17 protein-coding genes are annotated in these 22,512 nt (G+C 62.4%); 2 read left to right on the forward strand and 15 right to left on the reverse strand.

What is annotated here, in order from left to right; genetic code table 11:
- Positions 1–28: 28 nt before the first annotated feature.
- Together C9383_RS04365 and C9383_RS04370 are read right to left on the reverse strand one after the other, a co-directional pair.
- Positions 29–1,006 (reverse strand): FecR domain-containing protein, encoded by a 978-nt coding sequence (locus C9383_RS04365; protein WP_090371908.1) that lies wholly within the window; start codon positions 1,004–1,006, stop codon positions 29–31.
- Positions 1,007–1,522, reverse strand: a complete 516-nt coding sequence (locus C9383_RS04370; protein WP_060755438.1) for a sigma-70 family RNA polymerase sigma factor — start codon at positions 1,520–1,522, stop codon at positions 1,007–1,009.
- A 166-nt stretch (positions 1,523–1,688) separates the two neighbouring features.
- Here C9383_RS04370 and C9383_RS04375 point away from each other — a divergent pair, with 166 nt between their 5' ends.
- On the forward strand, positions 1,689–3,851 hold the full coding sequence (locus C9383_RS04375) for a TonB-dependent receptor (RefSeq protein WP_090371905.1): 2,163 nt from the start codon (positions 1,689–1,691) through the stop codon (positions 3,849–3,851).
- A gap of 52 nt (positions 3,852–3,903) precedes the next feature.
- On the opposite strand, the gene C9383_RS04380 is transcribed toward C9383_RS04375, so the two are convergent.
- From C9383_RS04380 to C9383_RS04440, 13 genes are all read right to left on the reverse strand, one after another.
- Complete coding sequence (locus tag C9383_RS04380) at positions 3,904–4,953, reverse strand: hypothetical protein (RefSeq protein WP_090371904.1); 1,050 nt, start codon at positions 4,951–4,953, stop codon at positions 3,904–3,906.
- A complete protein-coding gene (locus C9383_RS04385; protein WP_090371902.1) occupies positions 4,950–6,773 on the reverse strand; it encodes a hypothetical protein in 1,824 nt (607 codons plus the stop codon). The genes C9383_RS04380 and C9383_RS04385 overlap by 4 nt, the downstream gene beginning before the upstream one ends.
- Positions 6,774–6,776: 3 nt before the next feature.
- Positions 6,777–8,027, reverse strand: a complete 1,251-nt coding sequence (locus C9383_RS04390) for a hypothetical protein (protein WP_090371900.1) — start codon at positions 8,025–8,027, stop codon at positions 6,777–6,779.
- A gap of 19 nt (positions 8,028–8,046) precedes the next feature.
- Positions 8,047–8,964 carry a hypothetical protein gene (locus C9383_RS04395; protein WP_090371898.1) on the reverse strand — a complete coding sequence of 306 codons (918 nt, stop codon included), beginning with the start codon at positions 8,962–8,964 and terminating at the stop codon, positions 8,047–8,049.
- Positions 8,965–9,024: 60 nt separating this feature from the next.
- Positions 9,025–11,388: a hypothetical protein gene (locus C9383_RS04400; RefSeq protein ID WP_090371896.1), complete on the reverse strand. Its 2,364-nt coding sequence runs from the start codon at positions 11,386–11,388 to the stop codon at positions 9,025–9,027.
- 10 nt (positions 11,389–11,398) lie between these two features.
- Positions 11,399–12,538: a hypothetical protein gene (locus tag C9383_RS04405; RefSeq protein ID WP_090371894.1), complete on the reverse strand. Its 1,140-nt coding sequence runs from the start codon at positions 12,536–12,538 to the stop codon at positions 11,399–11,401.
- The gene (locus tag C9383_RS04410) at positions 12,508–13,953 is read right to left on the reverse strand and encodes an alkaline phosphatase family protein (protein WP_090371891.1); all 1,446 of its coding nucleotides are present in this window, start codon (positions 13,951–13,953) and stop codon (positions 12,508–12,510) included. The genes C9383_RS04405 and C9383_RS04410 overlap by 31 nt, the downstream gene beginning before the upstream one ends.
- Complete coding sequence (gene eboE, locus C9383_RS04415; protein WP_090371889.1) at positions 13,943–15,163, reverse strand: metabolite traffic protein EboE; 1,221 nt, start codon at positions 15,161–15,163, stop codon at positions 13,943–13,945. Before eboE ends, C9383_RS04410 begins: the two co-directional genes overlap by 11 nt.
- Positions 15,160–16,044 (reverse strand): TatD family hydrolase, encoded by an 885-nt coding sequence (locus C9383_RS04420; RefSeq protein ID WP_090371887.1) that lies wholly within the window; start codon positions 16,042–16,044, stop codon positions 15,160–15,162. The genes eboE and C9383_RS04420 overlap by 4 nt, the downstream gene beginning before the upstream one ends.
- A 24-nt stretch (positions 16,045–16,068) precedes the next feature.
- Entirely contained in the window at positions 16,069–16,737 is a 669-nt protein-coding gene (locus C9383_RS04425; RefSeq protein WP_090371885.1) for an EboA domain-containing protein, read from the reverse strand.
- Positions 16,734–17,618: a UbiA family prenyltransferase gene (locus C9383_RS04430; protein ID WP_090371883.1), complete on the reverse strand. Its 885-nt coding sequence runs from the start codon at positions 17,616–17,618 to the stop codon at positions 16,734–16,736. Before C9383_RS04430 ends, C9383_RS04425 begins: the two co-directional genes overlap by 4 nt.
- Positions 17,615–19,480, reverse strand: a complete 1,866-nt coding sequence (locus tag C9383_RS04435; protein WP_090371880.1) for a 3-dehydroquinate synthase — start codon at positions 19,478–19,480, stop codon at positions 17,615–17,617. The genes C9383_RS04430 and C9383_RS04435 overlap by 4 nt, the downstream gene beginning before the upstream one ends.
- Positions 19,481–19,862: 382 nt before the next feature.
- A complete protein-coding gene (locus C9383_RS04440; protein ID WP_090371878.1) occupies positions 19,863–20,792 on the reverse strand; it encodes a LysR family transcriptional regulator in 930 nt (309 codons plus the stop codon).
- A gap of 109 nt (positions 20,793–20,901) precedes the next feature.
- On the opposite strand from C9383_RS04440, the gene C9383_RS04445 reads away from it, so the two are divergent.
- On the forward strand, positions 20,902–22,401 hold the full coding sequence (locus C9383_RS04445; protein ID WP_090371875.1) for a CoA-acylating methylmalonate-semialdehyde dehydrogenase: 1,500 nt from the start codon (positions 20,902–20,904) through the stop codon (positions 22,399–22,401).
- Positions 22,402–22,512 lie beyond the last annotated feature (111 nt).

Here is a 22,512-nt window from a genome sequence, read left to right on the forward strand (position 1 = left end):
GAGGCCCCTTATTTATCGGTGCGCCGGGTCAGGCGGGGGCAAGGGTGACCCAATAGCCGCTCAAATGGTCGGCCGCACGCACCGGGTAGGTGTGCACCAGCATGTTCAAGGTGCGCTGGGTGTCGCTGATGGGGAAGGCGCCGGAAATGCGCAGGTCGGCAATCGCCGGATCGCAGCGCACGAAGCCTCGGCGGTAGCGTGCCAGTTCGGCGACAAAATCGGCCAGGCGCATTTTGTCGGCGATCAGCATGCCCTGAGTCCAGGTATCGGCGTTGCGATCGGCCAGGCTCGGCGCGTCGAAGGTTTGTGCGGAGAAGGCGGTACGTTGCCCGGCATTGATGACCAGCGGCGCAGTCTGACGGTTCTCGGCCAACGCTACCTGCACCGCGCCTTCGAGTACCACCAACTGGGTGCGCGGACCCAGTTCACGCACGGTAAAGCGCGTGCCCAGGGCATGCAGGCGGCCTTGGCGGGTGTTGACCAGAAACGGCCGGGGGAGGGCGGCTGTGTCCGTTGCGGTCTGCACCAGGATCTCGCCCTCGCGCAAATAGACCAGGCGCTGCTGGTGGTCGAACCGCACATCGATGGCCGTGTCGGTATTGAGGGTGATGCGCGAGCCATCGGCCAGGGTCAGTTCGCGGCGTTGGCCCACGGCGGTACGGTAGTCCGCTGTCCACTGCTGGGATTGGGCCAGCTTCCAGCCGCCCCAGCCCACGGGCATCATTGCCAGTAACAAGGCCAGTTTGCCCAGGGCCGCGCGCCGTTCCGGGTGGCTTGGCCGATCCAGTGCCGACATCGCCAGGGACGGCGGCAGGCCGCCCAGCGTACTCTGCAGCCATTGTGCCCGCGCCCAGGCGCGGGCACGCTCCGGCGTACTGACCTTCCAGCGTTCCCAGTCGGCACGCTCGCTGTCGTTCAGGTCGTTCTCGCTCAGGCGCATCAGCCACTCGGCGGCTTCTTCGAGGGTTTCGGCTGCCAGCGGTGGCTCTCTACGCACTGTGGGCATTCATTCGACCCACGTCAGGCATTGCAGGAAGGCTTGTTTCATGTAGCGCTTGACGGTGATCAGCGACACGTCCAGTTGCACGGCGATGTCGTGGTATTTGAGGCCGTTGATCTGCGACAGCAGGAAAGCACGTTTGACCATGGGCGGCAGCGCGTCGAGCATCGCATCGATTTCATGCAGGGTCTCCAGCACCAGAAAGTGCGATTCCGGCGAAGGCGCCTCGTGCTGCGGCGCATGGGCGAGCGCATCCAGGTAGGCGCGTTCCAATGCCTTGCGCTGGTACCAATTGACCAGGATGCCCTTGGCCACGCAGCTCAAGTAAGCCCGTGGCCGCTCGATGACAGTGACTTGGGAGGCGAGGATGCGAGTGAAGGTGTCCTGGGCCAGATCCGCCGCATCCATGGCATTCCCGAGTTTTCTTTTCAGAGTGGCGTACAACCAGCCGTGGTGCCCGCTGTAAAGCGCCTCGATCGCGCGCAGGTGGTGGTTGTGATCGTCGGAACAGGTTTCGCTCATGGCGCGCATTCGTGCAATTGAGAAGTATTCCCAATGCTAAAGGGCAAAGCCTTGATCGCGCAACGCCCATGAGGTCAAAAAATATTCAGGAGGCTGATACTTTTTCGCGAGTCGACTGGCAATAGGCGTAATTCCCATTGCCTCTCGTTGAAAGGACCCCGATGTCATGCCCGTTACTCGCCGGTTAACACTCGCCATTCTTAGCGCCTTGATCCTGGCCGTCTCAAGCCCCCACGCCTGGGCCGCCACCCCGGAACCGGCTGACGGCACGCAGCCCCTGACCCTTGACGCAACCAACGTCAACGCCCGTTACAACGGCCCTGGCGACTTGCCCGACGTGCTTGCCGGCGGCCAGGTGGCCCGTGGTGCTCGCCTGGGTATGCTGGGTAACAAGGACGTGATGGACACACCATTCAGCGTGACCAGTTACACCGCCAAGACCATGGCCGACCTGCAAACCGTGACGGTGGCCGATGCCCTGGAGCGCGACCCGTCGGTGCGCTCTACCGGGCAGACAGGAGGCATCGTCGATTCGTTTTTCATTCGTGGGTTTGCCGTCGGTGAGGGCAACCTGGGCGAGTTGGCCTACGACGGTGTGTACGGCGTGGCGCCCAACTACCGGGCCTTCACCGACTATGCCGAGCGCATTGAGGTGCTCAAGGGGCCGGGTGCGCTGATGTACGGCATTTCGCCCAACAGCGGTGTCGGCGGGGTGATCAATATCGTGCCCAAGCGCCCGCTGGACCAAGACTTGACCCGTTTCACCGGTAGCTACGCTTCGGACTCCCAAGTAGGGGGGCACCTGGATATCAGCCGCCGCTTTGGTGACGAAAACCAGTTCGGCGTGCGTTTCAACGGCAGCCTCCAGGGTGGGGACACGGCGGTCGACAACCAGAGTCGCGACGTGGGGGTCGGGGCGATTGCCCTGGATTACCGCGGCGAACGGTTGCGCCTGAACCTCGACTACATCAGCCAGAAAGAAAGCTTCGACGGCGCATCGCGACCGTTCACCATTGCCGCTGGCGTGCAGGTGCCGTCGGCCGCCAATGGGCGTACCAGTCTGCCGCAGAAATGGGGCTGGTCGGACACCCAAGAGCAGTCGGCACTGCTCGGCGGCGAATATGACTTGAACGACTCACTGACTGTGTTCGCCCATGCGGGTGGCGGCCGGTCGGATGTGAAACGCATGTCCGACCAAGTGCCACAGATCCTCAATGACGCCGGTGACACCCGCAATACACCCGGTTACTACAAATTCAATGTCGATCGTTCGACGGCTGATATTGGCCTGCGGGGCAACTTTGTCACAGGCCCGGTGAGCCATATCACCACGTTGATGGCGACTCGTTATCAGGATGAGTTGTCCCGTGGCATCAACAACGGTACGCCGATCCTTTCCAACATTTATCACCCGGTGGACGCGCCGAAGCAGTCCATCAACAGCCCCAAGGTGCTGCGCATTTCCGAATCGGAGTTGTCCGGCCTGGCATTGAGCGACACCCTCGGCGTGCTGGACGACCGTATTCAGTTGACCCTGGGCGTGCGCCGCCAGGATATCGAGTCGCGTAACTACGCGGCCACGGGCGTCGTCAGTTCGCGCTACAAAGACAACGCGACGACGCCGCTGGTGGGGGTGGTGGTCAAGCCCTGGGAGGATGTTTCGCTCTACTACAACTATGTGGAGGGCCTGAGCAAAGGCGATATCGCGCCGGGCACGGCGGTGAACGCCGGGGAAACCTTTGCGCCGTATACGTCCAAGCAGCATGAGTTGGGTGTGAAATATGAGCACGGCACCTTCATGACCACCGTGGCGCTGTTCCAGATTGAGAAGCCCGGCGGCGAGGTAGGCGCTGACGGCGTGTATTCGGTGCAGGCCGAACAGCGCAACCGGGGTGTCGAGTTGAGTGTGTTCGGCGAAGTGGCCCCCGGCACGCGCTTGATGGGTGGTGTGACGTTGCTCGATGGTGAGCTGACCCAGTCGGCCACTGCCGCCAACCGTGGCAATAAACCGGTCGGCGTACCGGACATCCAGGCCAACCTGTGGGGTGAATGGGATACGCCGTGGCTGGAGGGCTTTACCCTGACCGGCGGGGCGATCTACACCGACCGTCAATACGTCAACCAGGCCAACACCCAGGTGCTGGGTTCCTGGACACGCGTCGATGCCGGTGCACGCTATGCGACGAAGATCGAGGGCCGCCCGACAACGTTCCGCGCAACGGTGCAGAACGTGTTTGATCGTGAGTATTGGTCGGGCGTTGCGTCGTATGGGGCTTTTTCGCCAGGCTACCCGCGCACCATGCAACTGTCGGCCACGGTGGATTTCTAAGCACGGGCCAAACGGCGGGGGAGCGTCCTGCAACGCTCTCCCGCCTGATCACTCAGAGCAGCACCCGCCGCAGCCTGCCGCTCAGCGGTACGCTCCTGTGGTCGGGCGAAGGCAGCGCTCGCCCCGTCAACCCCATCCCTTCACTCACCAATACCGCACCGTCCACTCGGCATACATTGGACGGTGTATCCAGCCCGCTGGCCAGCACTTCTACCTGCCCGGTCTTCAAGCCGCATCGCAGCAGCCGCCCGCTGAAACGGGTAAAACCGCCATGCAAAGGTGCGCCACTCCAGTCCGGTGGCAAGGGCTGTTGCAGATGGCTGCAGAGTTCCAGCACCAGTAGTTGCCCATCCGGGCAGAGTGCCAGGCCGGTAGGCAGTTGCAGGCCGTGAACCACCACGTCGATACGCCCACTCGATGGGTCTACCCGAATCACTTGGCCGGCGCGGTCAGCGAAGTCGATGCCTTTGCGCGCAGGATCAGCGTGCAGTTCACCGGAAAACAGGCTGATCAGCACCGCATCGGTCTGGGCTTCGTACACCAGGGTGACGGGCACGGCGTCCTGGCCGTGCGCCAGATCGGGCAATTGCACCAGCACGCGCTCGTCCGCGCCGCTGCTGAACTCCACCAGTTGGTTGGTATCGGGCTTGACCGCCAGCCAACTCTTGCGGGTGGGGTGATAGCACAGCGCATTCAGGTTGCCCCGGCTGTGGAATACCGGCTCAGGCGGGCTGTATTGCAGGTCCAGCAGTTTGGAGCCGCCAACGTAATCGGTCTGGCTGGCCAGACAGCGCCCGCCACCGCAGGCGATGTCCGACAGGCCCATGATCTCATCGCGCAGCATGCGCGCCTGCATATTCATGGCGCGAAACCCTTGGGCCAATACCTCGCCAGGCAGGTAGGCGCCGGGCTGATGGGGATCGGGTCGCAGGCGGCTGATACGACCGCTGAACGGCTGGTCCGGCAAGCCGGAGCCGGCTTCGGCCAGCAACAGGCTGCCATCGGCTTGCAGGCACAGGCCGCGGGGGTTGAGCAAGCCTTCGGCGATCAATGTGCTGGGGCGCAGGTTTTCGCCGGGCTGCGCAGGTATAAGAAGGGTCATGACTGATGCTCCGTCTGTGGCGGCTGCCACGGTTCACCGGTGAGGTACGCCCGCAGCAGCGCCCGCTGGCAGGGCGACATCGAGCGCACCACCGGCATGAACAGTGTGGTGCCTTTGTACACGTCCGAGGTGCGCGCGAGGATGGCATCCTTGGCGCCCATGACTGCGTCAGGCTGATTCAACGCGACGTAGCGCGACATGGCAGGGAAGGCCAGGTAGTGAAAACGCAGGACCTTGGGATACATCATTGCCCAGGTGATCGTGGTGCCCTTGGGAATGCCGAAATCGGTCTGCGCGTATTTGCGCAGGTTGGTGAAGTAGGCGCCGCTGGGATGGCCATTGACGCTATAGGCCAGGGCGACGAAACCCGCCTGGGCGGCACTGCCGGGTTTGAGCGTGACGGGGAAGCGGACGCTGGGCTGGCCGGCTTCCAGCGTCACGCTGGCGGGCACGTTGAGGAAATCCCAGTATTGCGGGGCGTCGTAGACCGCCGGTGCGCCGGGCGTCAGGTCGATCCGGGTGGTGTTGGGCACCGCGCCGCCCAGGTAGCTGACATACAGGGTAATCGACAAACCCTTGGGGTAATCCTCCAGGTACACATTGCGCTGGTCGGCATACACCCGGTATACCGACTCGATGGCGTTCAGTGAGGTCTCGGCCACCCGGTTCGGCGCCTTGATGGCCAGGGCGCTGGCCTTTACCGCCTGCTGCTGGCTGGTGTTCAACGGCACATCGACGATACCGCCGTACACGTAGTAATTGACCAGCGGGCTGGCGCTGGGGTCGAGGGTGATCAACGAGGTGGTGCCGGCGGTCAGCGTGACCGGGCCATAATTGGCGTTAGGCCCGATGGGGCTGGTGATGTCGTCCCTGACGGCGCGGAAAGTCTGTTTGGGGATCACATTGACCATATCGAGGCTCAACAGCGCCGCATTGGCCAACTGCGCGTAGCCCGTGTTCCTGGTGTCCTGGTTGATCAGTTGCCGGCCCGGCTGGCAATCGAGGGGTTCACCGGCAAACGCCGGGGCCAGGGTGCCGATGACCCGGCCGATGCTCGGGTTCGGCGTATCCCGGCCGTTGGCGTAGTCGTCGACCAATTGCGCGGTGGTCATCTGCGGGCACATTTCGAACATCACGAAACGCAGCACGATCCCGGTGGCCCCCGGCGCCTGGATGATCGCGCGCAGGCCGCTGCTGTTCTGGTTCCAGCTGACGATACTGCTCAACGGGAAAGTCAGTTGAAAGGTGCCGCTGAACCGAAAGGAGCCCGGTGCATCCATGCTGGGCGGTTCCAGCACGCGTTTTTTCACATCCAGGCTGCTGCACACCGCATTGGCGTGAATCAACAGTTGGATGTTGTCGTTGTTGCCGATCTGCAGGCCGCCGACGAAGATCTGAGTGGTGGTCGAGGCCGTGGGGTCCAGGTCCACCATCATCGGGCCGGAAATCGGTCCTTGTTGGGTCACCGGGTCTATGGAGCCCAGCAGGTAGACCGGCTGGCCGACCTGGTCGCCGCTGGTGCCGACATTGCCCGGGCTGCCTTGGGAACTGATCAGCGCGTTCTTCATGCTCACCACATGTTGCCCGTAGTGGTTCCAGCCGCCGGCGGTGTAGTAATTGCCGTTGGGCGTGTTGATCATGTTGTTCAGTTGCTCGTCGCTATACAGCTCGGCCTCGGGGGCCAGGGTGGAGGTGGTCAGGTCAAACAGCGGCCAGTTGGCATCCGAGTTCTGCGGCAGGGTCGGGGAGTTGTTCGGCAGGCTGACGTCCGTGCGGATGCCGCCCCAGAAATTCAGTCGGGGTCCGTTGAGGATGCTCATGGTCTATTCCTTGTCCTTGGGCGATGGGTTGCCCGGCGCGTTGGCGAATTTGAACAGGTAGGAGAAGTCGGACTTGTAGCGGCTCTTCACCGGCGTCGCCATGGAGTGGCAATTCATGCAACTGCTGTTTTGCTGGATATAGCTCTCCATGGTCACGTTGGCCGACAGTGCAGGGGTCGGGTCACCCAAGGGGTTGCCGGGGTCGTTCGGTGTGCTCGGGCGCTGGGTGGTGATGAGCTGGTAGTACTTCAACGGGCTGTTTTGCAGCCCGGTGTTGGCGCGGTAGGTCGTGTTGACGGCCTGGGTGATGTCGGCAATCGGGGTCACGCGGCTGAGCGGGTTGGGGGTTTGGAATGTCATGCCCGGTTTGGGCACGCAGACCAGCTGGGTGCCGTGGGTTTGCCAGTCGCAGGGCGACTGGTTGGTAGTGCTGGCGTCTGGGTTGAAGTAGCTGTAGGTGCCGTTGCTACTCTGCGCAGACGGCAGGTTGTCGACCTGCTCGAAGGTTGACCAGATCCACTGCGGATAGCCGGCCGCCTTGGTGATGACATGCAGGCCTACCAGCCCCAGGTAGGCTTCGGTCACACCGGTACGCTGGCCCTGGCTGTCGAATGTGGGCACACGGGCGAGCATCGTCAGATAGCGGCTGGCGTTGTCGTGGGGGGTGAGGATGCGCCAGCTGGACTTGACCTCGATGACTCCATTGGGGAAAGCGATGTTGTTCGCCTTGGACACCACATTGGCGTTGTAGAAGGTGTTGCTGACAATGTAGTTGTAGGAGATCTCGTTGGCCGAAATGTCGTAAAAGGTCGGGTTACCGGCCTGGTCGATCAGCCAACCGCCGACCGCCTGGTCAACCGAGTTGACCTGCGAGCTGTTTTTCAATGCGGCAATATTGATGATGCCCAGGCTTTTGGCGAGTAGCGGGGTGTTCCACGGCCCCGGGTTGGCGGCCTGAGGCAGGAATATTTCTTCGACCGTCTTGTAGGTCTGCCACACGGTGTAACCGGCAGCGCCCGGTGCTTTGCTGCAGTCGGGCTGGCCGCGCCGCCCGTTTTGTGCCGGCCAGTTCAAGGCGATAAACAACTGCCAACTGTAGTTATCGAACGGTCCTTGCCCGGCGTCGGCGGCCGGTGCGCTGGTCGGCGGCCGGCAATTGAGCTGGGTCGCTTGTGCCGACGGCTGGGGAGCTTCCCGGGCCTGGGCCGACAGGCTGGCCAGCCCGAGTAACATCACACTCAGTAGCGTTTTCATGGCGGTTCATCCTTGAAGGTCAGGGCTTGCGCTGCATGAGCTGGTTCCACTGCGCCTTATGCCCATTGCTCTGGGCTGCCGGTGGCTCGAACAACTGGCAAGGCGGCGGGTTCGACGGGCACATGGCGGCCACTTGATTCCAGGTCTCGGCCGGGTCGGGCTTGGCAATGCGAAAGTGGGTGTAGTTCTGGCTGACGATGGGCGCGTTGGCGACGCTGGTGTCCCCCGAGAAGAAAAACGATTGCGGCAGTCGGTAAGGCGGCTTACCCGTCAGCTGCTTGTTGAAGGCATAGCCGAACAGAATCGGCCCCGACGGCGACTGCAAGTCCAGGGCGTAAGCCTGCACGCTGCCATTGAGGTGTTGGCTGCGTTCGACGCTGTAGGGCAGGTGCTGCACGAAGTCCTGGCGCGGCGGGTGGTTCATCGGCGAGAACATGCAGCAGGCCGGCATGTCTTTCGGGCGGTCCTGCGGGTACGTGAGGAAGTACGCCTTATTGCCCAGGGACACGAAAGAGCAGCTGTAATTGTTGTTCTTGATCGGAAAGATCGGCAGGCAGTACTTCTCGTAGTGCTCCATCATCGCGCCGAAGCCGTCGCCGTCTGCCGGGATGTAGGTGGTGTCGTAATAGCTGGTGCCCTTGGATACCGTGTAGTCCGAAGGTTGCAGGGTCGAGGGCGGGTTACTGTAGGGCGGTGGGTTTTTCTCGTAGTTGTGCATCACCCGGTACATCGTCCAGTCGCTGATCCATTGCGCCGGGAAGAATGGGTCGGACGGTTCGCCGGGAAGCCGTTTGGCGATGCAGTTGCCGTTTTGTTCATTGCACCCTTCGGTGTTGTGCACGCCGTTGGTGAAGTACACGGCTGCGTCGTCGGCAAACGCGCCGGGGCTGAGCAGCAGTAGCAGCAGCAACAGCCGGTTCAAGAGGCGGGTATTCATCATCACACTCCTGTGTTGTGCCGGGTGACGCAGGTGTCACCCGGTGGTTCCGTCAGTGGTTCAGTGGTAGTCGCTCATGCTGAGCGGTATGGGAGGGTAATTGCGCTTGACCAGGGCTTGTGCCCACAGCTCCAGCACCGCGCGACGGCTTTGCGGCATGTCGCGGGTGATCGGCATCGCCAGGGTGCTTTCTTCCTGGTACGGCTTGCTGATCAGCACAATCAACTGGTCCACGGCGCCTTCAATGCGCGTCAGGGAGTTGAGCGGCATGTACTTGCTCATGATCGGGTACAGGTAATAAAAAGGTTGCAGGATGAAGGGGTAGATGAAGGTCTCCCAGATGATCTGGCCGGCATCTTCGCGCTGGTAAATCAGGTTCCACGCATTGACGAAGTCCTGTTGCAACTGGGGTTCCAGCGGCAGCACGCGCAACGGCGCGAGGAAGTCGGTGTAGGCTTGGTTGAGGGGGAAGCTGAAGGGGATGGTCGGTGCCTGCTGACCTTCCTGCACAAAGAAGCGCAGCGTGGGAAACCCCGGTGCCTGGGCCGTGACGGTCAGGTTGGCGATACCGTTGGCGTCAGTCTGCACTTTGGCCAGGCTGTATTGCACGGTGTTGCTGAGGGGGTCCTTGAGCGTGCCTTGCATGGGGATCGGGTTGGCAAAGGTGAGACACGGGCTCAAGGCAACCGAAGCCGGTGTCGGCAGAAATTGCCGGTAGGTCACAGGCTCGGTCTGATCGTCGGACACGGCGAGGCGCGTCGCCATCAGTTGGCGGCCGGTGCCTTCGGTGATCTGGCCGGCCAGCGGTATCGTCCCAATGAATTGCGGCAGGTTGGGGCTGTTGTTGATGGGGTTCTGCGGGTCGTTGTTGAACAGCGTGAAGTCCGCATCATTACTGAATGCCAGGTAGTAATCGGTGGTGCACAGCATGTAGGCGTTGTTGTACTGCGCAACCCACAGCGTGGTACCGACCGGTGCAGGCTGGCCGTCGAATTGCACCATGATCTGCAGCGTCTTGGTGTCTCCCACATCGATGAAGCTGGCGCTCTGCACCACTTCGGCGGTCCACAGTTGCTGGGTCGCGGCGATGATGGCCGTGGTGCCGGGTTGTTGCAGTTCCAGGCTACCGGTCTGCAACAGGCTTTGTGCATCGACCGTCAACGGCAGGTCGAGGATGCCCGAGCGCTTGTCGAATTGCGCCTGTTGGTAATCGTCGTAGCCGAAGCTGGCGATGGGGGTGAATTGCGTGCCCTGGCGCACGCCCACTTGATAGTCGCCGGCCTGGTATTTGGCTGCGACGGGGATGTCGGTCTTGGGCTCCAGGGGATAAAACGGGAAGGTGTTGCCCAGGTCCAGAGACAAGGTATTGCCATGGGCCTGGGCCGAGATCACGCCGAGCTGCGCCGAGGTGGCATCGCTCGGTGAGGTTTTGTAGATCGGCACCGTCTGGGCGGGTACCAGGCGCCGCCCGGCGGGGGCAGTGGGAAATTCGTCATCGAACCACAGGCCCAGGGTGCCCACCGTACGGCTATAGGCCGGGTTGAAGAAAATATCGCCGACGTTGTCCAGGCCCTGTTGATACATGGCCTGCACTTTAGCCTGGGCCTCGGGCGTGGCGTCGTGGGTATCGATCGGTGGGTAGTTGTTGAGGATGCCGTTCTTGTCGTAGCAGGTCAGGTAGGTGGAAAAGCGGAACATCAACCCCTTGGCATTTTGCTGTTGCATCTGGGTTTGCAGGTTTTGCAGCAACGCTGAATTGCCGAGCACCCAGGACAGGTTTTCTTTCGGGAAGCAGGTTTGCCAGGTGGTGGTGACGTAGGCCAGGCCGCCGAGGTTGGCCCAGTTGAAGTTGAGAAAGCGGTCGAGCATGCGGTGCTCGCGCTTGAGCGTCAGGCCACATTGGGCATTGCCCAACACCAGGCTGTCGAAGTACAGCGCGGTGAAGGTGTTCTGCCAAGGGCTCACATCGACGAAGCGCGCCGGTGAGTTCGGCGCACCGCCGAATGAGTTGCCGAGCAACTGAAAGCTCTGGTTGATCAGCGGGTCCTGGCTCACGTAGCCACCTTCCGGCAGCTCGCCGCCAGTGATCACCGATTGCGTCTGGTTGTAGCTCACGGTGCCGCAGGCGTTGTCGCCGAACAGGTTCCATTCGCCGGGGATGGTCGGCGCGGCCAAATTCGCGGCATTACCCGGCACCTGCATGACGTAGGCGGGCACCTGGGCCGGGGGCAGCGGCGTTATGGTCCAGGGCAGCAGAGTGCTGGCAGCGTTCCATGGCGTGATGTCGAAGTCTTTCAGGAACCGCCAGTTCATCTGCATCTTCACCGCGTCGTAGAGCGGGAACATGTCATTGTTGTTGGCGGTCGGCGGGTTCCAGAACATATGGCCGCCGAGGTAGATGCGCGGGAAATTCAATACGCTCATGTCAGGCTCCTTAACGTTGCCACTGGGCGCGTTTGAGCGACCAGACAAAATCCAGTTTGTGGTAACCAACAAAGTCGGTGTCCGGTAGCGGGGCGGTGGGGTAGACGATGCCGCCGTCTTTGTTCAGGGCGAAATTGAAGTAGCCCTGCTTGGGCGAATACGCGGCGGTGCCATGGCAGGCGAAACACGACGACTCGCTCTGGAACGCTGATTCCAACTGGGAGTTGGCGAGCAAGGTCGGGGTGGTCTTGGACTGCACGCCGATCAACTCATACTGCGCCAGTGTCGGGTACTGGGCCTGGAATGTGCTGTTGACCGGTTGCGCCGCCGGGGTTGGCCCGGTGCTGTTGGTCATCGGCGTGGGCGGGATTGCGTTGGTCACGGTGTACTTGCCGTTATTGCGGTTTTCGAAGGTGGTCCACACCCAGTCGGGATTGAGTTTGTTGATCACATGCAGGCCGCTCAGCGCGGCATACCCCACCACATACTGCGTGCCTTGCTGGTAGTAGGCCTGGGCGATGTAGTAGCCGTCACTGGCCAGTTGCTGCTGGTAGCTTTGGTCGTTGCCGATCCACAGCCAGGCGGCTTTGAGCTCCCAGGCAGTGGCGGGAAAATCAAGGTCGCTGGTCAGCGCGGCCTGGCCATTCACGTTGTAGACCTTCTGCTGCACGATGTAATTGAAGGTGTCCTCGCCCATCAGCAGTTGGAAGCGCACCGCCTGGCCTTGTTCGGCGGCGGGTACCTGGCCGCCCATTTCCAGGATCAGCCCGTCCACCTGCTGGGTGGCGTTGAGGTTGTGGAAGGTGCGATTCGGGTTCATACCCATCGCCTGGGCCTGGGTCAGTACGGCGGCAGGCGGCGCCACGCTCTGGTTGTAGGGTTGGGGCGCGGCGCCATTGGGCAGGTAGACCTGGTCGGAAGGTTTCAAGGTTTCCCATACCACATTCGGGCTCTGTGCAGCAGCCGGCTGATTCAGGCAGGCAAACCAGTTCCAGGCCAGGGTCTCGGGGCTTTGCACGAAGGTGGCCCGGGTCTGATCGAGGTTGCCTCCATACTGCAAAAAGTTCGTGCAGTCGAAGGGGTTGGTGTCTTGGGCATGGGCCAACCCGGCCAGTGCACTCAGGACTGTGATAGATAAGGCTCGCCGCATGGAAGCTCCTTGGCTGTGGCCGGTTCGGTCTGTGGGCGCCCCAGGAAATGCTCCAGGAGCAGTTGCTTCACGGCCGTCGCCGCCAACCGTGGCGGTAACGACAGTGCGCAATCGGTGATCAGCAACGGGCCGTTCTGCGCGTTGCTCGGAAGGCGACCATGGCTGCCACGCACCAGTGAGGTGTCCAGCGGGATCAGGTCCATGTAGTAGCGAAAGCCGAGTTTTTTTTGCAGCAGGCGCCGCGCCACTTTCAGCGTGGGAAAGCGAATGGCCGGGTCGACAAACAGCTCCACCGGGTCGTAGCCGGGCTTGCGGTGAATGTCCACGGTACGCGCGAAGTCCGGTGCTTTGCGCTCGTCCAGCCAGTAGTAGTAATCGAACCAGCACCCGCTGGCGGCCACGGCCACCAGTTCGCCGCTGCGCGGATGGTCGAGCTGCCAGGCGTGTTGCTCGGCCTTATCCAGCACCTGTTCGATGCCGGGCTGGCGCTGCAGCAGGGCCTTGACCCGAGGAATGTCCTGGGCGCGTTTGACGTAGATATGTGCAATTTGATGGTCCGCCACCGCAAACGCCGGGCTGGCGCCAGGGTCGAGCAGTTCCCAGCCCAGGGACTGGCGCACCTGCAACAGACCTTCGTTGCGCAGGATGCGGTTGATCGACACCGATTGCTCGACCGCATCGATTCCATATTCCGAGAGCAGCATCACGGCGGCGCCCTGGGCCTGGGCAAAATCCAGCAGGCGCCCGACCTGGCTGTCGATGGCGCGAACTTCGGCGGCGATCGACGGATGCTCAGGCCCCACGCGTTGCAGGCTGTAATCCAGGTGGGGCAGGTAGATCAGTTGTAGATGTGGCCGGTTGATCTGGAATTCGGTGATGGCGCAATCAACGATCCAGCGGCTCGAGGCAATGCCCGCCGCCGGCCCCCAGAACCCTGGGAACGGGAACTCGCCGATCTGCTGCTCGATCTGCTCATGCAGCCCGGGTGGCGACGAATACAGGCCGAACTGTTTGCGCCCATCGGCCGGGTAGTGCGGGCGCGGGGTGATGGCGGCGTCCACGTCGGCATACATGTTGAACCACCAGAACAACTGGCTGCAGCGAAACCCCGGGATTTCGCGTTGGAGCGTGTGCCAGACCTTTTCCCCCTGGATCAGCCCATTGGGTTGCAGCCAGAAACGCACCTCGGCCTGGTCGCGAAAGTACCAGCCATTGCCGACGATGCCATGCTGCGACGGCGGCGCGCCGGTGAGGATCGACGCCTGCACCGTCGAGGTGACGGCGGGGAATACCGGTTGCAAGTGAGCCAACTGGGCGGTCTTGAGCAACCGGTTGATGTGCGGTGTCGCCTCACCGAGCAGCGCAGGCGTCAGCCCTACCACGTTGATCAGCAGCAGCGGTTGCTCAGAAAGCATCGGCGTAGGCCTCCCGGCTATAGGCGTGCAACAGGCCGCGCTGGCGCAACTGGTCCTCGACCCAGTGCAGTTCGGCGACGATGCCTTCGAGCTGGGCCAGGGTGGTGGTGGGGCGCAGTTGAGCGGGCAGCACGCCCCAGCTGTAGGTCTCGACCTCCAATACCGGGTGAAACTCGACGTGGTCGGACAGGTAGTCGAAGGTCTGCGCCAGCGCCTCCTGGCTGCCGCTGAGTTCGGGCAGCAGCAGCCGTTCGCTGAACAGCGGTATATGGAAGTGAACGCGCAGCTCGCGAAACTCACTGCACTGCGCCAGGGCTGCGGGCAAGTCCGCCCAGGCCACGCGTCGACCCTGTGGGTCGAGAGCCTTCACCTGGTGCAGGTAGGTGGCCTCGGCAAAGCGGCCCAGGGTGTCGAGCACGTGTTCGCGTCGCGGATCATGCGGCGGCGGCAGGCGGCAGATCATCGCGTTGGACAGCTGGACCTTGCCCACCGTTACGCCTGCCTGGCGTAGCCGGTCCAGGGACTGGTAACAATCCTCGAACATGACCGCCTGGTGGCACACGTCGAAACACAGGGCCAGGTAGGCATGGTTCGGGTCCATCGCCTGCCGTCGCTGGAAAAACGCAATGGCCTGCTCGGTGTTTTCCAGCACGCAGTCCGGCTCCATCTCCAGGCAGAACACAATTTTCTTGCCGCTGTCCTGGTGCAATTGGGCGAGTGCGGCGGTGAGTTGGCTGAGGTGCTCGTCGGCACGCGCTTGCAGCACCGTGCTCCAGGTGGCGGCATAGCCCAGCGGCACCGTGGATATCACCCCTTGGCGGCAATCCGGCGGTAACGCCTGGGCCAGCAGGTACGCCAGGTCGAGGCTGTAGGCCAACCGCTGCGGGTCGGCCCAACTGGGCAGGTAGACCTCGGCTTTCACCGCGCCCTGATGGAACTCGCCATAGGGGAAGCCATTCAAGGAGGTCAGGCGCAACCCGCTGTCTTGCAGCAACCCCAGGAATTCCTGGCGCGCCGCGGGTTGCTGCAACTGCCGGGCCGCGTGAGCGCAGATCCACAAACCACTGTCCTGCACGTCCAACCCGCGCAGGTTGCGCACGCCCCGGAAATGTTCGGCGATCGAGGCCCTGAGTCCGGCCAGGTCGCGGGTCGGGTGCACATTGCTGCAATAGCCGACCTGAGTGGCCGTCCAACCGCCGATGTCGCTCATTTGACCACCGGCTCCTGGCCGCGCAGGGCCGAGTTGTCCTGCCATTGCTTGCGCTGGTCGATGGGCAGCGGTGTGCTGACCAGGGCCTTGTCCAACTGGCCGCTCTGGGCGAAGAAATCCACCGGGTTATGGAACAGCACCTGTTCGACCTGGGCCTGGCTGAAGCCCGCCGCCAACATCGCCTGGCCGGTCTTGGGCACCTTCAGCGGGTCGCTGATGCCCCAGTCAGCGGCACTGTTGACCACCATTTTTTCCGTGCCGTATTCCTGGAGCAAGGCGACCATGCGCTGCTCCGACATCTTGGTGTTGGGGTAGATGGAATGGCCGCGCCAGCAGTCGCTGTCGAGCACCAGGGGCAAGGTCAGTTCGTTGAGGTGGTCGATGATCACCAGGTGCTCGGCAATCCCCACTTCGCGGATCACCGCCAGGGTGCGCTTGGTGCCGCCGATCTTGTCGCGGTGGGGCGTGTGCACCAGCACCGGCAGGTTGAACTGCCTGGCCAGCTCCAGTTGCGCGGCGAGAAAACGGTCCTCTTCGGGGGTGATGTCGTCGTAGCCGATTTCACCGACGGCCACCACACCGTCTTTCACCAGGTAACGCGGCAATATCTCCAGCACCTCATTGGCCACCGACAGGTCATTGGCCTCCTTGGGGTTCAGGCCAATGGTGCAGAAATGATGGATGCCGAACATGCTGGCGCGAAAGCGTTCCCAGCCGAGCAAGGTGTCGAAGTAGTCGATGAAACTGCCGACGCTGGTGCGTGCCTGGCCCTGCCAGAACGCCGGCTCGATCACCCCGGTAATCCCGGCGGCGGCCATGTTCTGGTAGTCGTCGGTGGTGCGGCTGACCATATGGATATGCGGATCGAAGTAGGTGGGCATAGTGAATCCTCTTCAGGGAAAGTCTCAGTTCAGGTACGGGTGCCACTGCGGTGGCAGGTGTCGGCGTTGTTCCGGGTCCAGCAGGTGGAAGGCGATCACCTCGGGCAGGCCGGGCGATATGGGACGGCCCGCGGCCTGTTGCTCTTGCATCAGGTCCAGGGCCAACTGATTGAACGTGGTGCTATGCCGTTGCTTGAGGCCGACCACACGCCCGACGTCCAGGCCCATGCCGAGTGCCTTGAGTACAAGCTGGTGAAAGGCCCGCTCGGGGTAATGGCGTGATGGGTAGGCGTTGTCGAGGGCCAGGGCGGCAAACACCTGCGGGTTGCTGGTGCGTCCGGCCTGCAAGGCCAGCGCCAGGCACTGACCGTTGCTGTCGAGCCAGTCGAGGGCACCGAGCAGGGCGATTTTTTCCTGATCGTCGCCCCACAGGAACCACTGGCGTAGCAGGGTTAAATGTTCGGCAATGGCGGCGGTTTCCAGCACCTGGCCCAGCAGCAGTGCACGCGCCAGGTCGACCTCAGGGGCCGTCAAGTGACGCTTGCACTGGCTGCTCAACAATGCCGCCGTGGTGGCGTCCGGTTGTTGCGCGAGCGCGGCCTGCGCCTGGCACCACCACAGCGCTTGGCTGTCGTGCAGTCGCTGGCTTAGGACTTGGCGCAGTTCGATAAGGCGATCCTGGCGCATGTTCATGTCGGCTTGATCCAACGCTGAAAGTGGGGAAGCAGGAAAAACACCAGCACACACAGCAGACTGCCCAACGGCTGGTCGGCCACGGCCAACACCAGCCCATCGAACAGCGGCAACGCCGCCAGGCCTGCGCCGATAAAAGCGCGCACCTGACGTTGTTGCGGGTTGGCCAGGTGCCTGCGGTAGTGCAGGCCCAACCAACCCAGCCAGAGCAGCAGCACCGGCCAGAACCACAGGTTGTTGGAGTAGATCGCCAAAGCCAGCGGGCTGAGCATCAGCAACAGCGGCAGGCGGCTGACCAGTTGGTTGCGGTGTTCCTGGCGAGCCAGGTAAGTCAGGCCGCTGATGTACACGCCCAGCAGCATTGCGCACAGCCAGATCGGCTCCGGCGGCAGTGCCAGGCTGGCTGCCGCCGTGAGGTACAGCGCCGAGCGGCACGCTCCCATCAGCCATACGCTGTGGGCGTATTTTTTGTGCAGCAGGTTGTAGCCGAAGATGCAGGCCAGCAGCAGCCCCACGCCGCCAAGCAGCCAGTGGGGCTGATCGATCAGGCGGCTCAGGCCCAGCACGGCCATGGCGGCGAGGATCAGCAGCAGCGCCGTGGCCAGGCCCACTTGCTGCCGGCTGGCCAGGCCCAGGGTGATGGGGCGCGGGTTGTGGTGTTGTCGATCCCAGTCGGCGTCCAGCCAGTCGTTCAACAGCATGCCGGCCAGGTACAACAGCGACAGCGTGCTCAGCAGCAACCCCCAGACCAGCGACGACGGCGGCGCCAACGCTCCGGCGCTGCTGGCGAGCAGGGCGGCAGCCAGCGTGTTGGTCCACACCGTGGGCAGGTTGGACACGCGACCCAGGGTCAACCAGGTTTTCAGGTTGGTCTGGCTCATTGCGCGTAACTCAGTGGCAGCGCCAGGTCGCCGCGGTTCGCCAACCGTTGCAGCGCCTGTTCCATTTGTGCGTCATCGATGGCATGCAGGTCTACCGACTCTCCGATGCAACGAAGCATGGGGATCGACAGCTGCCCGCCCAGGTGCTGACGGAACTCCTCCAGGCCGAGCAACACCTGGGAGCGGCCCTGGGCATCTTTCATCTTCAGTTCCGGCGGGCACAGGTTGAAGCCCAGGGTGTGCAGCAGGTTCATCAGCCGTTGCGTGTCGCTAGCGCTCAACAACCCCACGGCATTGGCGTACAGACCGTCCAGCGCCATGCCCACGGCGACGGCTTCACCATGACGCAGGCGGTGCTGGCTGAGGTTTTCCAGCTTGTGCGCGGCCCAATGCCCGTAGTCCAGTGGGCGGCCATTACCGCGTTCGAACGGGTCCCCGGCGCCGGTGATATGCCCCAGGTGCAGTTCGGCGCAACGGCGAATGGCGTAGCGGCTGGCCGGGTGATCAAAGCGCGCGAGGGCGTCGGCATGCTGCTCCATCCACTCGAAAAACGCCGAGTCCTTGATCAGCGCCACCTTGACCGCTTCGGCCAGCCCGGCGATCTGGTCGCGGTGGGTCAGGCTGGTGAGCAATTGGAAGTCGTTGAGCACCGCTGTAGCGGGATAGAACGCGCCCAGCAGGTTCTTCTGACCGAAGGCATTGATGCCATTTTTCACCCCGATACCGGCGTCGTTCTGCGCCAGTACCGTGCTGGGGACGCGCACCAGACGGATGCCGCGATGAAAGGTCGCGCAGGCGTAGCCCACCGCGTCCAGCACCGCACCGCCGCCCAGGGCCAGTACGTAGCAATGCCGGTCCAGATGGTGCTGCAGCATGTCGCTGTAGAGCTGCTCCAGGACTTGGGTGTTTTTGCTCAGTTCGCCGGCCGGCACGGCGATGGGCGCCGTTTGCAGGTGCAGGTCGGTGTGGGCGGCGAAATACGCGTCGATCTGCTCCCGCAGATGAGGCGCGCTGTGCAGCAGTTGTGCGTCGGCAAACACCAGCACCGTCACTGGCCCGTTGTGCGGTGCGCTGAGTTGTTGATGCAGGCAAGGGTTGCGTGGGTCGAACAGGTGGTCGGTGAACACCACCGGGTAGTCATAGCTGACGCTGAAGCAGCCACGCAACGCCTGTTCGGCAGCGGGTTTGCGCAAAGATTTGTATAGGCTGTACCCCGCCACGAACAGCAGCGGTAGCACCATGCTGGCAAGGATCGTCACCAGCAGTGCATTCTGCTCGATCAGGAACGTGCCGATGGCGGTATAGGCCAACGCCAGGCCCGCATTGGCCAGCGTGGTAATCAACAGAAACGCGCGCAGCGGGTAACGCTGCATTCCGGCGGCCACCACCGAAGTTTCCGCCAGCACCGGCACCCCGCGCAGGCAAATCAACGACAGCGTGTTCAGCCGATACGCCAAGTGCCCCGGGCGACGCTGATGCAGGCCAAGACGACCGGATAACAACCGAAAGTAGCCGGCGCCCAACGCGTAGCCCAACCCGGCACCCAGGCACAAGCCGATAAAAATCACCAGGTAGCCGCCCAGGCCTCCGAGCATGGCAACCGCCAGCAGCGCAACCACGCTCGAGGGTACGGGCAGCAGCACATCCAAAGCGAGCAGGGTAATCAGCAGCAGGGCCAGGTTGAGTGCCACACCGGGCGTGGAAGGTTGGTACAGGTTGAGGTGAAGCAGGAAGGCCTGGATCTGTTGCTCGAACAACAGGAAGCTGGCGATGACCAACACGCAAAAGCCAAACAATGACAGCCAGAAATGTTGGGCTGGCCCCTTTTTCAAGAACGCACGATACGGCTGGCTGCGTTTCATCAAAGCATCCCTTCTGAGTATTAAGACTTAAGTTCCGTGTCTGTATTTAGAGCAGCGTCGGGTCTTGTTTCAGAGCAATAGAATCCCTCGCCAGAATGGCTGGCTGAATGAACAATGGCGGTTGGCCTTCACGGTATTCATGAACCTAGACGGTTGTGGTTTTTTTGCAAGTACGTCGAGTCACAACGGCTGTAACGTAGGCGGTATGGGCAAGATTTTTATATTCAATACAATTAGTTGTATTGAAATTCAGTGGGCGTCAATAACTTGTTATGAGCCCACATAGTTGAAGTGTTTGTTATGAGGATTATTGCCGCTGGCTATATGGTTTCTTATTAAAAAGCGGTTTGTCGAGAATGATTCCGCTTAATGTGCTTGTTGTTTATCCAGTGAAACGAAACCCCGCTGATAACTTGTTCTTTAGATAGCCAACTAACGTACTGACCGACTTGGGTACATGGGGCGAGTAGGGGCGGATCAAGTAGATCTCATCGGCAAATACCCCTTTGAGCGTCCAACCCTCGAGCACCTGCACCAGCGTGCCGCTGGCCAATGCGGCGTGGGCACTGAAATCCGGGAGCAGGGCGATACCCAGGTGGTTGAGCGCCGAGTCGCGCAGGGCTTCGCTGTTGTTGGTGGCAAAACTACCGGCGATGGGCACGGTGATACGCTCGGCGTGGCGTTCGAAGGTCCAGGCCGGTTGGTCTGCCCCGCGTGGGTAGAACAGGCAATTATGCGCAGTGAGGTCGCCGGGTTCGCACGGCTCGCCGTGGCGTTGCAAGTATTCGCGGGTTGCCACCAGCACCGAGGCGGTGTCGCACAGCTTCCACGCCACATGGGTTTCCGGCACCTGGAAACCGTGGCGCACCGCCAGGTCGTAGCCCTCGGCCGCCAGCGAACTCAAGGTATCGGAAACATCCAGTTGAATGCGCACCTGCGGGTAGAGCTGCAAGAACTCCGACAGATGCGGCACCAACTGTTGCCGGGCAAAGGCCACCGGCGCGGTGAGGCGCACCAGGCCGCGAATCTCCCCGGCCGAGTCGCGTACCGAAGAGAAACTGCGCGCGATTTGGGCATAGGCGCTGCGCACTTCGCGGGTCAGGGACTGCCCCGCATCGGTCAGCCGTACGCTGCGTGTGGTGCGGGTGACCAACCGTGTACCGGTGGCTTTCTCCAGGTCCGAGATGCGCTGGCTGACGGCGGACTTGCTCACGCCCAGGCGCGCCGCGGCGGCGGTGTAGGTGCCTTGCTCCTCCAGCACCGACAGCCAGTGAATATGGGTCCACAATCCCTCGATCTCGGCTTTTTCCATGGTGCTATTGTTCTCTTGTATGGACAATAAGTTCTGAATTCTGCTCTGGTTGGGAACAAAGCGAAAGCCTATCGTGGCTTCCATTGCCATCCACCAGGGAGCCTCTGCCATGACTACCACCCTCGAGCACTACATCAACGACCAGCGCGTGAGCCGCGATGATCGCTATCAGGACGTCTTTAACCCGGCCACTGGCGAAAAGACCGGCCGCGTCGCCCTGGCCAGTCGCCAGACCGTGTCCGAGGCCGTCGCCGCTGCCCAGGCTGCGTTCGCAGGTTGGGCCGACACACCGCCGATTCGCCGTGCCCGCGTGTTGTTCGAGTTCCTGCACCTGCTGCGTGAGCGCAAGGATGATCTGGCGCGCATCATCGTCGCCGAACATGGCAAGGTCTTCACCGATGCCCAGGGTGAAGTCGACCGTGGTATCGACATTCTTGAGTTCGCTTGCGGTATTCCCAACCTGCTCAAGGGCGAGCATTCCGACCAGGTGTCCCGTGGCATGGACAACTGGACGATGCGCCAGCCCCTGGGCGTGGTGGCGGGCGTGACGCCGTTCAATTTCCCGGTGATGGTGCCGATGTGGATGTACCCGATCGCCATTGCGGCGGGCAACACCTTCATCCTCAAGCCGAGCCCGACCGACCCGAGCGCCTCGCTGTTCATGGCCGAACTGCTGCGCGAAGCCGGCCTGCCCAAAGGCGTGTTCAACGTGGTGCAGGGCGACAAGGAAGCAGTGGATGCGCTGATCGAACACCCGGACGTCAAGGCCGTGAGTTTCGTCGGCTCCACGCCGATTGCCCAGTACATCTACGAAAGCGGTGCCCGTCACGGCAAGCGTGTGCAAGGGCTGGGCGGCGCGAAAAACCACATGGTGGTGATGCCCGACGCGGATATCGAAAAAACCGTCGACGCACTGATGGGCGCCGCCTACGGCAGTGCCGGCGAGCGCTGCATGGCCATCTCCGTCGCCGTGCTGGTAGGCGATGTGGGTGACAAGGTCATCGCCGCCTTGACCGAACGGGCCAAGCAACTGCGCATCACCGATGGCCGGGACTTGAAAGCCGAAATGGGCCCGATCGTGTCCCGTGCCGCGCTGGAGCGCATCAGTGGCTACATCGAACAGGGCGTGCAAGCCGGTGCGCAATTGCTGCTCGACGGGCGGGGTTACGTGCCGTCCGAGGCCGGCCTGGAACACGGCTTCTGGCTCGGCGCCACGCTGTTCGACCATGTGACCCGGGACATGAGCATCTACCGCGAAGAAATCTTCGGCCCGGTACTGGCCTGCGTGCGCGTCAACGACTTCGCCGAAGCGATCAAACTGGTCAACGACCACGAGTTCGGCAACGGCGTCAGCTGCTTTACCCGCGACGGCCACATTGCCCGCGAGTTTGCCCGGCGTATCGAAGTCGGCATGGTCGGCATCAACGTACCGATCCCCGTGCCCATGGCCTGGCACGGGTTTGGCGGCTGGAAGAAGAGCCTGTTTGGCGACATGCATGCCTACGGCACCGAGGGTGTGCGCTTCTACACCAAGCAGAAGTCGATCATGCAGCGCTGGTCGGAGAGCATCGAACAAGGCGCCGAATTCGCCATGCCGGTGTCCAAGTAACGACCTGAAGAACACCGCCGGGAAACTGTGGGAGGGGGCTTGCCCCCGATGGACTGCGTAGCAGGCCCATTTTTGAGGCCGCTGCGCGGCCTATCGGGAGCAAGCCCCCTC

Origin of the sequence: Pseudomonas palleroniana (assembly GCF_003031675.1) — a bacterium.
GTDB lineage: Bacteria > Pseudomonadota > Gammaproteobacteria > Pseudomonadales > Pseudomonadaceae > Aquipseudomonas > Aquipseudomonas palleroniana.

Coding starts and splice junctions, on each gene's coding strand:
- C9383_RS04405 (WP_090371894.1), bottom strand. CDS start 12,538: ATGCGGCGAGCCTTATCTATCACAGTCCTGAGTGCACTGGCCGGGTTG.
- C9383_RS04365 (WP_090371908.1), bottom strand. CDS start 1,006: ATGCCCACAGTGCGTAGAGAGCCACCGCTGGCAGCCGAAACCCTCGAA.
- C9383_RS04375 (WP_090371905.1), top strand. CDS start 1,689: ATGCCCGTTACTCGCCGGTTAACACTCGCCATTCTTAGCGCCTTGATC.
- eboE (WP_090371889.1), bottom strand. CDS start 15,163: ATGAGCGACATCGGCGGTTGGACGGCCACTCAGGTCGGCTATTGCAGC.
- C9383_RS04435 (WP_090371880.1), bottom strand. CDS start 19,480: ATGAAACGCAGCCAGCCGTATCGTGCGTTCTTGAAAAAGGGGCCAGCC.
- C9383_RS04370 (WP_060755438.1), bottom strand. CDS start 1,522: ATGAGCGAAACCTGTTCCGACGATCACAACCACCACCTGCGCGCGATC.
- C9383_RS04395 (WP_090371898.1), bottom strand. CDS start 8,964: ATGAATACCCGCCTCTTGAACCGGCTGTTGCTGCTGCTACTGCTGCTC.
- C9383_RS04425 (WP_090371885.1), bottom strand. CDS start 16,737: ATGAACATGCGCCAGGATCGCCTTATCGAACTGCGCCAAGTCCTAAGC.
- C9383_RS04445 (WP_090371875.1), top strand. CDS start 20,902: ATGACTACCACCCTCGAGCACTACATCAACGACCAGCGCGTGAGCCGC.
- C9383_RS04440 (WP_090371878.1), bottom strand. CDS start 20,792: ATGGAAAAAGCCGAGATCGAGGGATTGTGGACCCATATTCACTGGCTG.
- C9383_RS04385 (WP_090371902.1), bottom strand. CDS start 6,773: ATGAGCATCCTCAACGGACCCCGACTGAATTTCTGGGGCGGCATCCGC.
- C9383_RS04380 (WP_090371904.1), bottom strand. CDS start 4,953: ATGACCCTTCTTATACCTGCGCAGCCCGGCGAAAACCTGCGCCCCAGC.
- C9383_RS04420 (WP_090371887.1), bottom strand. CDS start 16,044: ATGCCCACCTACTTCGATCCGCATATCCATATGGTCAGCCGCACCACC.
- C9383_RS04430 (WP_090371883.1), bottom strand. CDS start 17,618: ATGAGCCAGACCAACCTGAAAACCTGGTTGACCCTGGGTCGCGTGTCC.
- C9383_RS04410 (WP_090371891.1), bottom strand. CDS start 13,953: ATGCTTTCTGAGCAACCGCTGCTGCTGATCAACGTGGTAGGGCTGACG.
- C9383_RS04400 (WP_090371896.1), bottom strand. CDS start 11,388: ATGAGCGTATTGAATTTCCCGCGCATCTACCTCGGCGGCCATATGTTC.
- C9383_RS04390 (WP_090371900.1), bottom strand. CDS start 8,027: ATGAAAACGCTACTGAGTGTGATGTTACTCGGGCTGGCCAGCCTGTCG.